Below are 12819 nucleotides of genomic sequence, written 5' to 3' on the forward strand. Positions count from 1 at the left end.
TTCACACCTCTTACCGCGGCTTCTTGCCGAAGACCTTGATATATTCCGCTTCGCCGCCCTTGGCGAGCGCCTTGGCCTGCTTGACCCAGTCGTCGCGCTCGATGCGGCCGCGGAAATTCAGGAAACCATCGACCCATTCGCGTTCGGCCTTCTTCCAGCCCGCGATCTGCGAGAAAGTGAAGATGCCGATTTCGTTCAACGTTGCTTCGATCTTCGGACCGACGCCGGAGATCATCTTGAGATCGTCGGGAGCGGCGGGCTTTTCGATGCCGGCCGGGCGATTCTTGTCCGTCAGCAATGGCTTTGCAGCCGCTGCAGCTGTAACTGCGACCACCGGAGCCGGCTCGGAAGCAGCCGTTCCGGAAAGAGGCTGAACTTCGGCAGCCTTCGCATTCTTCGCCGACGCCTTCGGCGCCGTCGCAGGCGTCTTCAGCGACGCATTGGTCTCGGCATCGGTGCTCTTTGGGCGAGCGGCCTCGGAGGGCGGAACCGGCGCACCGTCGGCGGGGGCGATTGCCGGGGTATCTTCGATCCGGGTGCGGCTGACGGCGACGGCGTCCAGAAGCGTCGTCGGACCGCCCTCAGGCGAGGACAGATGACGATCGATCTGCGGACCGACCTTGATGCTCGCGCCGTTGCCAGCCCCGAATGTATCGATGATCTCTTCCAGGCGCTCCGGCGTCAGATCCTCATAGGTGTCCTTGCCGATCATCACCATGGGCGCGTTGACGCAAGCCCCGAGACATTCGACCTCTTCCCAAGAGAGCGTGCCTTCGGCGTTACGTTCGAAGGGATGCTGGTGGATCTTGCTGCGGCAGACGCCCATCAGCTTTTCCGAGCCGCGCAGCATGCAGGGCGTCGTGCCGCAAACCTGCACGTGAGCGCGGGTGCCGACAGGATGAAGCTGGAACTGGGTGTAGAAGGTCGCTACCTCGAGAACACGGATATAGGCCATGTCCAGCATGTCGGCGATCTTTTCGATCGCCGGACGGGTGACCCAACCATCCTGCTCCTGCGCACGCATCAACAGCGGAATGACCGCTGACTGCTGACGGCCTGCGGGATATTTCTGAATCGTCTTTTCCGCCCAGACCGCATTTTCATCGCTGAAAGCGAATGCGGCCGGCTGGAATTGATCTTCGGCTAATCGACGAACGGACATTCTTCCTCACGCCTTGTCAGTTTAGCGTTCCACACCGCGAAGCAGTCAAAGACTGCATTTCACAGGCATAGGCCGACTGGTCTTTTTGCATAAATACCACGAACTTGCCGCCATTCGGCACGGCGGCCTTGATTTGATAGCCCTTGGACAAAAGCTCGCCCATGGACGATTGCTCCGCCGGCGGCTGTGCTTCCTCGTGGCCCAGCGGCGTGCCGAGCTTTCCGGCCTCCTGCGCAAAGGCGGAGGAAGCCGAAAGAAGAAGTGCAGCTGCGAGCGGCAGAGCCTGCATCAGCGATCCACCTCGCCGAACACGATGTCGAGCGAGCCGAGAACGGCCGCGACGTCGGCAAGCTGGTGGCCACGGCACATGAAGTCCATTGCCTGCAGGTGCGCATAACCCGGGGCGCGGATCTTGCAACGGTAAGGCTTGTTGGTACCGTCGGAGACGAGGTAGACGCCGAACTCGCCCTTCGGCGCCTCGACGGCAGCGTAAACTTCGCCGGCCGGAACGTGATAGCCTTCGGTGTAGAGCTTGAAGTGGTGGATCAACGCTTCCATCGAGCGCTTCATCTCGCCGCGCTTCGGCGGAACGACCTTCCCGTCTATGGAGGAGAAGGGCCCTGCCTTGGCATCACCGAGCAGGCGATTGACGCACTGCTTCATGATCTTCACCGATTCGCGCATCTCGATCATGCGGATCAGGTAACGATCGTAGTTGTCGCCGTTCTTGCCGATCGGAATGTCGAACTCAAGATCCGAATAGCATTCATAGGGCTGCGCGCGACGCAGGTCCCAGGCGGCGCCCGAACCGCGTACCATCACGCCAGAGAAGCCCCAGGCCCAGCAATCCTCCAGCGAAACCACGCCGATATCGACGTTACGCTGCTTGAAGATGCGGTTGCCGGTCAGAAGATCGTCGATATCATCGAGCTTGCCCGGGAATTGGTCGCACCACTTGCCGATATCCTGCACCAGATCTTCCGGCAGGTCCTGGTGGACGCCACCCGGACGGAAATAGGCGGCATGCATGCGGGAGCCGGAAGCACGCTCGTAGAACACCATCAGCTTTTCGCGCTCTTCGAAGCCCCAGAGCGGCGGCGTCAACGCGCCGACGTCCATGGCCTGCGTCGTGACGTTCAGAAGATGCGACAGGATACGGCCGATTTCCGAATAGAGAACGCGGATGAGCTGGCCGCGAATCGGGATTTCGATGCCCAGCAGCTTTTCGACCGCCATCGCATAGGCATGTTCCTGGTTCATCGGCGCCACGTAGTCGAGGCGGTCGAAATAGGGAACGGCCTGCAGGTAGGTCTTGGTCTCGATCAGCTTTTCGGTACCGCGGTGCAGCAGGCCGATATGCGGATCGACGCGCTCCACGATTTCGCCGTCAAGCTCCAGCACAAGACGCAGAACGCCGTGTGCTGCCGGATGCTGCGGCCCGAAATTGATGTTGAAGTTACGGACGTTATGTTCGGTCATGGCGATGGGCTCGCTTTTTCAGGTAGTCAGTGAACAGCGGGCGAAAGCCCGCCACACGCCTCAAACTTACTGCTTCGCCTTTTCGTCGCCCGGCAGCACGTATTCCGTGCCTTCCCAGGGGGACAAGAAATCGAAATTGCGGAATTCCTGCTTCAGTTCGACAGGTTCGTAAACGACGCGCTTTGCCGCATCGTCGTAGCGAACCTCGACGAAACCGGTCGTCGGGAAGTCCTTGCGCAGCGGATGACCCTCGAAACCGTAGTCGGTCAGGATGCGGCGCAGGTCCGGATGGCCGGTGAAGAGGACGCCGTACATGTCCCAGGTCTCGCGCTCGAACCAGTCGGCGCCCGGATAGACGGCGCAAGCGGACGGAACCGGCGTATCCTCGTCGGTCGCCACCTTCACCCGGATGCGCAGGTTCTGCTTCGGAGACAAGAGATGATAAACGACATCGAAGCGCAGCTCGCGCTGCGGCCAGTCGACACCACAAATGTCAATCATGTTGATGAAGCCACATTTGGCATCATCGCGCAGGAAGGTCAGCAACGGAATCAAATTGTCGCCAGTCGTCGTCAGCGTCAGCTCGCCGTATTTGAGCTGCGAGGCGGCAATCAGATTGCCGCGCGCTTCCGAAACGTAGGACGAAAGCTCAGTGAGGGCTTCGCTCATAATTTCCTGTCCTTGCCCTTAGCGTTCGATCGTGCCGGTGCGGCGGATCTTCTTCTGCAGCAGTAGCACGCCGTAAAGCAGTGCTTCCGCCGTGGGGGGACAGCCCGGCACGTAGATGTCGATCGGCACGACGCGGTCGCAACCACGAACCACCGAATAGGAATAGTGATAGTAGCCGCCGCCATTGGCGCAGGAGCCCATCGAGATAACGTAACGCGGCTCGGGCATCTGGTCGTAGACCTTGCGGAGCGCGGGGGCCATCTTGTTGGTCAACGTGCCGGCGACGATCATGACGTCCGACTGGCGCGGCGAGGCGCGCGGCGCAAAACCGAAGCGCTCGACGTCGTAACGCGGCATGGAGAGCTGCATCATCTCGACGGCGCAGCATGCGAGACCGAAGGTCATCCACATCAGCGAGCCGGTACGAGCCCAGTTGATCAGCTCATCGGTCGAGGTGACGAGGAAACCCTTGTCGGCGAGCTCATTGTTGATCTCACCGAAGAATGCGTCGTTGCTGCCGATCGGCTTACCGGTCGAGGGATCAATGATCCCCTTCGGCTGCTGCGCGACAAGCGTCTGATTGCCAGCGGGGGCTACTCCCATTCCAGGGCTCCCTTCTTCCATTCATAGATAAAGCCGATGGTCAGCACGAGGAGGAAGACCATCATGGACCAGAAGCCGAACCAGCCGATGGCGCCGAAGGAAACGGCCCACGGAAAGAGGAAGGCGACCTCAAGGTCGAAGATGATGAAGAGAATCGACACGAGGTAGAAGCGGATATCGAACTTCATACGAGCGTCGTCGAATGCGTTGAAGCCGCATTCGTAAGCCGAAAGCTTTTCCGAATCGGGCGCCTTGAAGGCAACGGCAAACGGCGCAATGAGAAGCGCCAGGCCAATTACGAGCGCGATGCCGATGAAAATAGCGATCGGAATATAGGAACTGAGCAGTTCAGTCATCATGTTCATCCCTGCTTGCGGGCGGCGCCTGGCGGCGCAACTGGGCAAATGCCCGGCAAGCGAACGTGCGTTGCAACAAGCCGTGGTTAGCGCAGCCGGAGCCCCGGCGCAAGACTTTTACAGAAGCTATTCGAACAGCGTGAGAAGGACATTATCAAGCAGATGCAACGATGTCGCGACAAATCCGTAAAAGTTGCGGAAGGCCGCATGGCTGACCCTCGGAAACTGCATGGCTTTCAGGAAGAAAATGGCGCGAGTGACGGGGCTCGAACCCGCGACCTCCGGCGTGACAGGCCGGCACTCTAACCGACTGAGCTACACCCGCGCATTGGACCTTTCGGACCGTGAAGATACCACGAAACCGGACAGAGGCGACGATTTGCCGCCTGCTTGAAATGGCGCGAGTGACGGGGCTCGAACCCGCGACCTCCGGCGTGACAGGCCGGCACTCTAACCGACTGAGCTACACCCGCATTCTTTCAAGCAATCCGGTGCCTGAGCACCCTCTCCGAACGGGCTGGCCGTTGGGATGAGCGGCTAACTAAGGGGTTCGCCTTTTAGTGTCAAGCAGGTTTGGAGACAAAACCATGACAGTCCTGAAATTGTTTCGGAAAGTTGCGCCGATCCCCGGCAAGTCGGCAATTCCGCTTTGCCCGCACGAGCTTGCCGCCGAAGCGCTTGGCCATGCGTTCCGTGTCACCCCTCACGCTGATCCGCTGCGCCGCGTTTTCCACAATCGGTCAGCGCGGATAGAGCGCAGGCGCCTGAAACACCCTCCTCTCCTGCGACAAATATCCGAAACGGATGTCCGGATAGCATGCACGTGTCTCTTAGAGGCTAAACGCACATCAGGCCTTGCCGGCATATTCTTCGTTGCTGACCTGCTCTAGCCAGTCCGCAACGCTGCCATTCAATGCCTCCTGGATGGCGATATGGCTCACCGCGCTCTCGGGGCTTGCGCCATGCCAATGTTTCTCGCCCGGCGGGAACCACACGACATCACCCGGGCGGATTTCCCTGATTTCCCCACCCCATGTCTGGGCGAGACCTCTGCCTGACGTAACGATCAGCGTCTGACCCAGGGGATGGGTATGCCAGGCGGTGCGCGCGCCAGGCTCGAAGGTTACGTGAGATGCCCGCACGCGCGCCGGCTCCGGCGCCTCGACGAGCGGATCGAGGCGGACGGAGCCGGTGAAATAATCGGCCTGACCTTTTGTGGAGGGGCGTGAGCCTGCGGTCTTGATATCCATGATCTCTCCTGTTCTTCCGTCGTCTGCGATTAAAGCCGTCGTGGACAAGGATATTTGATCGCAGCAGGCGATCCAAGCGGCATCGGCAATTGCCGCCCCACCCGGCGGCTGCTACTGCGAAGGCCTTTCATCACGAACGGAGGATTTCCATGAAACATCATGCTTTCGGCCGCCTGCCCTTCACCGTCACTGATGTCGGCTTCGGCGCCTGGCAGATCGGTGGCTCCTGGGGCGATGTCAGCGAAGCGGACGGCCGCGCCGCTCTGAATGCCGCGCTCGACGCCGGCATGACGTTTATCGACACCGCCGATGTCTACGGCGACGGCCGCTCCGAAAAGATCATCGCCGACGTGCTGACGGCGCGCGGTGGCGAACGCCCGATGGTCGCGACCAAAGCCGGCCGCCGTCTCAATCCGCACGTCACTGAGGGCTACACCAAAGCCAATCTGGAAGGCTTCATCGATCGCAGCCTGAAAAACCTGCAGGTGGACAGCCTCGACCTCGTACAGCTTCACTGCCCGCCGACGGAGGTGCTCTATCGCCCCGAGGCCTTCGCAGGTCTGGACGAGTTGCAGAAGGCCGGCAAGATCCGGGGCTACGGCGTCAGTGTCGAAAAGGTCGAGGAAGCGCTGAAGGCGATCGAATATCCCGGCGTCGTCAGCATCCAGATCATCTACAATATCTTCCGCCAGCGTCCCGATCACCTGTTCTTCGGTGAAGCCCGTCGCAAGAACGTGGCGATCATCGCGCGCGTGCCGCTTGCAAGCGGCCTGCTCTCCGGCAAGATCACCCGCGACACGAAGTTCGCAAGCGATGACCATCGCAACTTCAACCGCAACGGCGAGGCCTTCGATGTCGGTGAGACCTTCTCGGGCGTGCCTTTCGAGGTCGGCCTGCGGGCAGTCGAGGAAGTGCGCAAGCTCGTGCCGGCAGGTGCCAGCATGGCCGCCTTTGCGCTGCGCTGGATCCTGATGGCGGAAGCCGTCACCGTCGTCATCCCTGGTGCACGCAATGCCGAGCAGGCCAAGGCGAACGCAGGCGCTGCCGATCTTGCGCCGCTCTCTGCCGATGTCATGGCCGCGACGCGCGAGATCTACGAGCGTCTGATCGCACCGCATGTGCATCAGCGCTGGTAGGCACTGACTGCTCTTCAGGCCCGACCGGCTGAATCGGCCGGGCCTGAGATATTCGTTCGGCGCGAACCGGATCAAACCGTCAGGACAATCTTGCCGAACTGCTCGTTCGATTCCAGGAAGCGATGCGCCTCAACGATCTGCTCGAACGGGAATGTCCTCGCTATGACGGGTTCGAGAGCCCCGGATTCTAGCCCTTCCAGTATGAAGCGCTTTGCCGCTTCCAGTCGGGCCGGATCGCGCGTGATCTCATGAACGAGATAGCCCCGCAGCGTCAGGAATTTGCCGAGTACGGCGGGCAGCGGAAAAGGTGTTGGCGCCGTGCTCAGTCCACCATATTCGATCAGAATGCCGCCCAAGGACATTGCTGCCGTCAGCGGTCCGAAGATCGGGCCTGCCACGGCATCGAAGACGACGCGGACGCCTTCCGGCCCGGCGATTTCACTCAGTCTTGCCTCAATGTCCTCTTCCTGCGATGCAATCACGTGCGCAGCACCGACATCCTGTAGTGACTGACGTTTTTTCCCGGTCCTGGTGATCGCGATCGGCGTGGCGCCCACCATGTTGGCGATCTGGATCGCGGCAATCCCCACGCTGCTCGATGCCGCAGTAACCGCAATGAAATCCCCCTTCTGCAGCCGAGCAATATCGATGAGCGCGCCATAGGCGGTGAGATACTGCATCCAGGTCGCGGCCGCCGTCACCCAGGAGAGAGACGGCGGATGCCTGACGACGGATTCGGCGTTGAATGTGACGAGTTCACCATAAGCGGGCGTGCGCACCATGGAGGTCGGCGGAATGATGCTGACGCCGTCACCCGGCGCAACACTCTCCACGCCCTCGCCTACCGCTTCGACGATGCCGGCCGCCTCCAGACCCAGGCCAGACGGCAGAGGTGCCATCTCGATGTAGGCGCCGGACCGCAGCAGCGCCTCGGCCCTGTTGATGCCCAGCGCCTTGACCCGGATTTGAACCTGCCCCGGCCCGGGTGGTGTCACATCAACATGTTCAATGCGAAGAACCTCGGGACCGCCGAGTTCGTGAAAGCGGATTATGCGTGCCATTTGCCATCAACTCCAAAACGATTGAAACGAATGAGCTATGACGACTGAGCAGTTGAAGATAAATTGGCCGAAGAGCAAGACAGAAGAAACCATGAGTTTGTAATATGGATCACCTCACCAGCATGACCGTTTTTGTGAAGGCCGTCGATCTCGGCTCCTTTGCCGCAGCGGCGACCGCGCTTGGCCTGTCCGGGCCGATGGTCGGCAAGCACATTCGGTTTCTAGAGGAGCGGCTGGGTGTCAGCTTGCTCAATCGCACGACGCGCCGCCAGAGCCTGACGGATTTTGGGCGTGCCTATTACGAACGCTGCCGGATGATCCTTGCCGAGACGGAGGCGGCAGACGCACTCGCAATCGATCACCTTTCCGAACCCTGCGGAAAGCTGCGTGTCGCCATGCCAGCGCATTTCGGCCGGCACTGCGTGCTCCCGGTTCTGCTCGAACTCGCCCGGCGATATCCAAATCTAGAACTCAACCTGTCGCTCGGCGATCCCATCGTCGATCTTGCAGAAGACGGCTATGATCTCGCGATCCGCACCGGAGAACTCGAGGACCGGTCGCACGTCATCGCTCGTCGCCTGGCGCGTCAGCGCATGGTGGTCTGCGCCTCGCGGGCCTATCTCGAGGTACACGGCAGGCCGCAGCAACTGGAGGATCTCGGCAGGCATGACGCGATAATTTACGCGCGCTCGGCTCGCTTTCGCCCCTGGCTCTTTCCGCGCATCGACCACCCTCCCCTGGAAATCCGGCCGAACAGCCGGCTGCGGCTCGATGATCTCGATGCGATTGCCGACGCGGCGGTGGCCGGCATGGGGCTTGCCTGGCTACCCTATTGGCTGATTCGCGACCGCGTACAGGCAGGAACGCTCGACGTGCTGCTGTCGGAGCAGCCGGCGTTTCTCTACGACTGCCATGCCCTTTGGCTACAGACACCGCATTTGCCGCTCAAAGTCCGCCTTGCCTTCGACGCCTTGGCGGCTGCCCTTCCCAGATTCATGACCTAGGCACGCCAGATCGCCCGACACGATTGGACCAAAGAAAAAAGGCCGGGCGAAAACCCGGCCTTTCCATCTCGTGGAAATGCGAACTCAGTTCGTGGCGGTCAGGTTGACAGGGAAGAAGAGGGTCTCGCCCGAAGAATCGCTGACGCCGTCGTTGTCGGTCACGGCAAAGGCCTTGCCCGATGCGTCGAAGGCGAAGCCTTCCAGCTTGTCGAGAACATAGCCGTTGGTGGCCGACTTCAGGTCGCCGATGAAGTCATGGGCTTCCGTTTTCTTGACGACAGGCAGTTCGCCGCCGAGCTTGCCCGGCTTCAGGTCGGAGATTGCGACCTTGTAGAGCTTCTTCAGCTTGGCTGCATCGCCGACGAGGTTGTCGCGTTCGATGATGTAGACGCTGTCGCCCTGGGCGGTAATTTCGGAGAGGCCGACCCAGCCGCCTTCGCTCTTGTCGAGCGGGTAGCGAACGCCGCCCCATTCCTTCTTCTTCGGGTTATAGGAGAGAAGCTTCACGAAGCCCTTCTGATCGTCGTTCCACTCGCGCTGAACGGCCATCCAGAGCGTTGCATCGTCGCCAGTGCCGATGATCGTTACACCTTCGAAGCCATAGCGGATTTCGTTGGCGAGCAGTTCCTTCGGCAGGGCGATCTCGGTCTTGATGTCGCCCTTGGCGGTCACGTTGTAGAGGGCGTGCGGCACGAGACGCTCGGTATAGCCTTCCGAAGCCAGCCAGAAGGAACCGTCGGCAGCAACAGCGATGCCTTCGATATCGAGCTTCTGAGCCGGAGCACCGTCACGCTTGACGACAAGTGCATCGGTGATGACGGCCGGCTTCTTGGTGGCATCGATCGTGTAGATCGTCGGCTGCGAGCCCAGGACGCTGTCGCTGACGGCGTAGAGCATGCCCGGCTTGCCCGGGACGGCGGCGAGTCCCGAAAGGGCTGCAAAGCCGATCGGGTTGCCGTCTTTCTCGGCGGAGACGATGTGCGGATAGGCCTTTTCGCCTTCGCCGCGCTCATAGATCATGACGTGCGAACGCGTGCCCCCATCTTTGCCGAGGTCGAGTTCGTTGGCGGTGGCAAACAGGTTACGCTGCGGAATGGCAATCGCGCCTTCCGGGGAAATGCCTGACGGCAAAATCTGCAGCAGTTCCGGATCAGCACCCGTATCCTTGTAGACGCCGACGACGGAAGCGCGCTCGGCGAGCACGAAGAACAGATTGTCATCGCCGAACTTGGCGGCTTCGAGACCCTCCGGTTCGACGCCCTTCGACGAGGAGCGGCTTTCCGGATAATGGCCGAGGGCCGCTACGGCGCGCTCGAAAGAGCTACCCGATTCGTAGAGAACCTTGCCGGTCTTGTCGAAGATGGTGAAGCCGCGCGAGCCGCCTTCATAGTCGCCTTCGTTGGCGACGACGAGACGGTTGTCGTCCAGCCACTTCACGGCGTCCGGCTCGCGCAGGACGCCCTTCTTCTCGCCGGTGAACTTCAAGGCGCCGTCACGCTTGGTGTCGATGCCCGAAAGATCGGTGCTGCCGGCGGTGAAGTGTGTCTTCACCGTGCCGGTCGTGCCGTCGAGAATGATGATCTCGTTGTTTTCCTGCAGCGTGAGCGCAATTTCGTTCTGGCTGTTGAAGGCAACGAATTCCGGCTCCGGATCTTCCGGGGCAACGCCTGTGAGACCGGTCAGGGCGACATGCTTGATCGTGCCGCAATCGACGGTGCCGTCGGTCTTGACCTGGAAGACGACGAGGTCGCCAGCCGGCATCTGCGGGATCTTGCCGTCGTTGACCTCTTCGTCGCGCTCATTTTCGATGGCAATGGTGCCGAGCGTCCTGTCCTTGTTGAGGGCGATCGAATCAGGCTGACCGCCGAGATCGCAGGTCGCGTCGATCTTCTTGCTGGCGATATCGACGATCGCCAGACGACCGGACGGCTTCTGCTTGCTCTCGCTGGTGTTGACTGCGACGAGCGCCTTGCCGGCTGCTGATGTGACCGAGGTCGGCTCGCCGTCCATCATCAGCGCGCCGCCGGCCTTGGGTGCCTTGGCATCTGTGATGTCGATGAAGCCGATCGCGCCGAGCGGGCTATCGCTGTAGATCAGCGTGTTGCCATCCTGCGAGGCGGTGATGATTTCGGCCGAGGTGGTCGAAAGCTTGTCCTTGTCGGCCGGCAGGTTGGTCGCGACCGGGAAAGAGGCGATGCGGTTGAAAACCGGCTCAGCCGCTGCCGGGAAGGCAACGGACGCGAAAAGCACGGCAGCAATCGCTGCCTTGCGCGAAGACGATGTCATTGAAAATCCCCCAATGCCGAAAAAATCGAACAGAGGTTTTTTGCGGGACTGCCATGACAGACACATGACAGCCTGCGACATTTGTACAGTTCGCGTCAGGCCGCCTGCCGTTCGCGAAGCATCTCGATGCGCATGATGAAGAGCGACGCGGCGAGAATGAGCGCTGCCCCGAGCCACAGATAACCAGCCGGCGCATAGCCGAAGAAAAGCCAACCCGCGAGCACGTTCAACGGCAGCTTCAGGTCATCGAAGGGCTGCACATAGGCGGCGTCGGCACTCGCATAGGCAAGGGTCAGCAGATATTGCGCCACGACCGTCAGGAGGCCTGCCAGAAGGAAAAGCGCAAGCGCTGCGCCCGTCGGCACTGCGAAGCCCGCTGCGAGCGCCAGGCCGCCATTGATCGGCGTCAGCAGCACTAGCAGCCAGACGGTGATCGTCTCCGGCTTCTCGATGCCGGTCAGGCTCTTGGTGATGAGCGAGGAGGCGCCCCAAAGCGGGGCCGAGATAACAGGTAGAAGTGCCGCCCAGGTGAAGCTGTCCGACCAAGGCTGAAGGATGATCATCGCTCCGACAAAGCCTGTTCCCGTCGCCATCCAGCGAGCAGGTCCGACCCGTTCGCCGAGGAACAGGCGCGCGCCGAGAATGATGAAGAAGGGCGAGGTCATGACGAGCGCGATCGCCTGCCAGATCGGCACCGAGGCAAGGCCGGAAACCCAGGCCTCGACGCCGAGCGCGGCAAAGACGACGCGCACGACATGCCGCCAGGGATAGTCCGTGCGCATGGCGGAAAGACCGACCTTGCGCAGGAAGGGCAACGAAAAAAGAAAGGCGAAGCCGTATTGCCAGAAGGCTGCGGAAGTCGCCGGGAAGGCAAGCGTCATCGTGAGCCACTGGGTGACGACATTGAGGAGCGAGAAGACGACGCCTCCAAGCACCATGAAGGCTGCACCGGCAACGGCGCGGGAATGCGAGACTGCAAGGGAATTCTGATTCATGTCTTCCATCCGGACTACAGCGCCGCGCGTCTTTTCAGACGCGCAAAGGACGCTGTCGAACTTTGAATTGCTGCATAATTTCGCCCCTAAATCGATTCCGACTTGGGGAATTATGCAGGAGACCAAACATAAATCAGGACGCATGAGGCGACGGCACGCAGACGCCTGCAGATCCCTGCCCGCGCGCGGCCATGCTCATTCTCTTTCATCCGGACTTTAACCGTCGGCTCCGGAATCACACCGGATCTGCTGACCCTTTCCAAGCCGAGGCTTGAGAAGGCGCTCGCGGGCTCAGGCCTTAGCCCTTACCGCCGGTGGGGACTTTCACCCCGCCCTGAGAACATTGTCGTCGTAAGACAAAGTACCGAGTGCCGCAAGCGGCGAAAACAAAAAGGGGTCCGGCGATGCCGAACCCCCTCAAAATCCTGCACGGCCGTTCTCGTTTACGGCCAGCGGACAATCTCGTATCAGCCGTTGACGGCGTCCTTCAGGCCCTTGCCGGGCGTGAACTTCGGCACGTTGCGTGCCGGGATGTCGACTTCGGCGCCGGTCGACGGGTTGCGACCCTTCGTGGCAGCGCGATGAGAAACCGTGAAGCTGCCGAAGCCAGCAAGACGGATGTCGCCCTTGTTCTTCAGTTCAGCCTGCACAACATCAAAAACTGCGTCGACGGCAGATGCTGCGTCAGACTTCGTGAGTCCAGCCTTTTCGGCTACTGCGGACACGAGTTCATTCTTGTTCATGTTTCCACCCCTTTCTCTATGGTTTGAAACAACTCAATCTGTAAGCTAGGCGCAGAAATCGCTTTTATCAGGCCC

At 60.8% G+C, this 12819-nt stretch carries 13 protein-coding genes, 2 tRNA genes and 1 riboswitch; of the genes, 2 read left to right on the forward strand and 13 right to left on the reverse strand.

Translation table 11 applies throughout. From position 1 onward, the window contains the following. Positions 1–10: 10 nt before the first annotated feature. The 9 genes from AC1DNW_RS01870 to AC1DNW_RS01910 form a co-directional block, all read right to left on the reverse strand. Positions 11–1162, reverse strand: a complete 1152-nt coding sequence (locus tag AC1DNW_RS01870) for an NADH-quinone oxidoreductase subunit E (RefSeq protein ID WP_113310753.1) — start codon at positions 1160–1162, stop codon at positions 11–13. Between the two features lie 16 nt (positions 1163–1178). Next, a complete protein-coding gene (locus AC1DNW_RS01875; protein ID WP_113301233.1) occupies positions 1179–1451 on the reverse strand; it encodes a hypothetical protein in 273 nt (90 codons plus the stop codon). After that, the gene (locus AC1DNW_RS01880; protein WP_113301232.1) at positions 1451–2641 is read right to left on the reverse strand and encodes an NADH-quinone oxidoreductase subunit D; all 1191 of its coding nucleotides are present in this window, start codon (positions 2639–2641) and stop codon (positions 1451–1453) included. The genes AC1DNW_RS01875 and AC1DNW_RS01880 overlap by 1 nt, the downstream gene beginning before the upstream one ends. A 66-nt stretch (positions 2642–2707) precedes the next feature. Next, complete coding sequence (locus tag AC1DNW_RS01885; RefSeq protein ID WP_113301231.1) at positions 2708–3310, reverse strand: NADH-quinone oxidoreductase subunit C; 603 nt, start codon at positions 3308–3310, stop codon at positions 2708–2710. Between the two features lie 18 nt (positions 3311–3328). Next, complete coding sequence (locus AC1DNW_RS01890; RefSeq protein ID WP_113310752.1) at positions 3329–3913, reverse strand: NuoB/complex I 20 kDa subunit family protein; 585 nt, start codon at positions 3911–3913, stop codon at positions 3329–3331. Beyond that, positions 3904–4269 (reverse strand): NADH-quinone oxidoreductase subunit A, encoded by a 366-nt coding sequence (locus AC1DNW_RS01895; protein ID WP_008521906.1) that lies wholly within the window; start codon positions 4267–4269, stop codon positions 3904–3906. Before AC1DNW_RS01895 ends, AC1DNW_RS01890 begins: the two co-directional genes overlap by 10 nt. Before the next feature lie 248 nt (positions 4270–4517). Then, positions 4518–4594: transfer RNA gene (locus AC1DNW_RS01900), tRNA-Asp, on the reverse strand. A gap of 71 nt (positions 4595–4665) precedes the next feature. After that, positions 4666–4742 (reverse strand) — tRNA-Asp (locus AC1DNW_RS01905). A gap of 375 nt (positions 4743–5117) precedes the next feature. Next, the gene (locus AC1DNW_RS01910; RefSeq protein ID WP_113311782.1) at positions 5118–5519 is read right to left on the reverse strand and encodes a (R)-mandelonitrile lyase; all 402 of its coding nucleotides are present in this window, start codon (positions 5517–5519) and stop codon (positions 5118–5120) included. Between the two features lie 149 nt (positions 5520–5668). On the opposite strand from AC1DNW_RS01910, the gene AC1DNW_RS01915 reads away from it, so the two are divergent. After that, the gene (locus AC1DNW_RS01915; RefSeq protein ID WP_477851787.1) at positions 5669–6655 is read left to right on the forward strand and encodes an aldo/keto reductase; all 987 of its coding nucleotides are present in this window, start codon (positions 5669–5671) and stop codon (positions 6653–6655) included. Between the two features lie 71 nt (positions 6656–6726). On the opposite strand, the gene AC1DNW_RS01920 is transcribed toward AC1DNW_RS01915, so the two are convergent. Then, a complete protein-coding gene (locus AC1DNW_RS01920) occupies positions 6727–7716 on the reverse strand; it encodes a zinc-dependent alcohol dehydrogenase family protein (RefSeq protein WP_113311783.1) in 990 nt (329 codons plus the stop codon). Between the two features lie 104 nt (positions 7717–7820). Here AC1DNW_RS01920 and AC1DNW_RS01925 point away from each other — a divergent pair, with 104 nt between their 5' ends. After that, positions 7821–8720 carry a LysR family transcriptional regulator gene (locus AC1DNW_RS01925; RefSeq protein ID WP_477851788.1) on the forward strand — a complete coding sequence of 300 codons (900 nt, stop codon included), beginning with the start codon at positions 7821–7823 and terminating at the stop codon, positions 8718–8720. 84 nt (positions 8721–8804) lie between these two features. On the opposite strand, the gene AC1DNW_RS01930 is transcribed toward AC1DNW_RS01925, so the two are convergent. From AC1DNW_RS01930 to hupB, 3 genes are all read right to left on the reverse strand, one after another. Next, a complete protein-coding gene (locus AC1DNW_RS01930; protein ID WP_113301285.1) occupies positions 8805–11006 on the reverse strand; it encodes an esterase-like activity of phytase family protein in 2202 nt (733 codons plus the stop codon). 95 nt (positions 11007–11101) lie between these two features. Continuing rightward, positions 11102–12010 (reverse strand): DMT family transporter, encoded by a 909-nt coding sequence (locus AC1DNW_RS01935; protein ID WP_477851789.1) that lies wholly within the window; start codon positions 12008–12010, stop codon positions 11102–11104. Positions 12011–12194: 184 nt separating this feature from the next. Beyond that, a riboswitch (FMN riboswitch) is annotated at positions 12195–12347 on the reverse strand. Positions 12348–12468: 121 nt separating this feature from the next. Continuing rightward, positions 12469–12744 carry a DNA-binding protein HupB gene (gene hupB / locus AC1DNW_RS01940; protein ID WP_003558438.1) on the reverse strand — a complete coding sequence of 92 codons (276 nt, stop codon included), beginning with the start codon at positions 12742–12744 and terminating at the stop codon, positions 12469–12471. Positions 12745–12819 lie beyond the last annotated feature (75 nt).

The organism is Rhizobium sp. 05L429 (assembly GCF_056397645.1).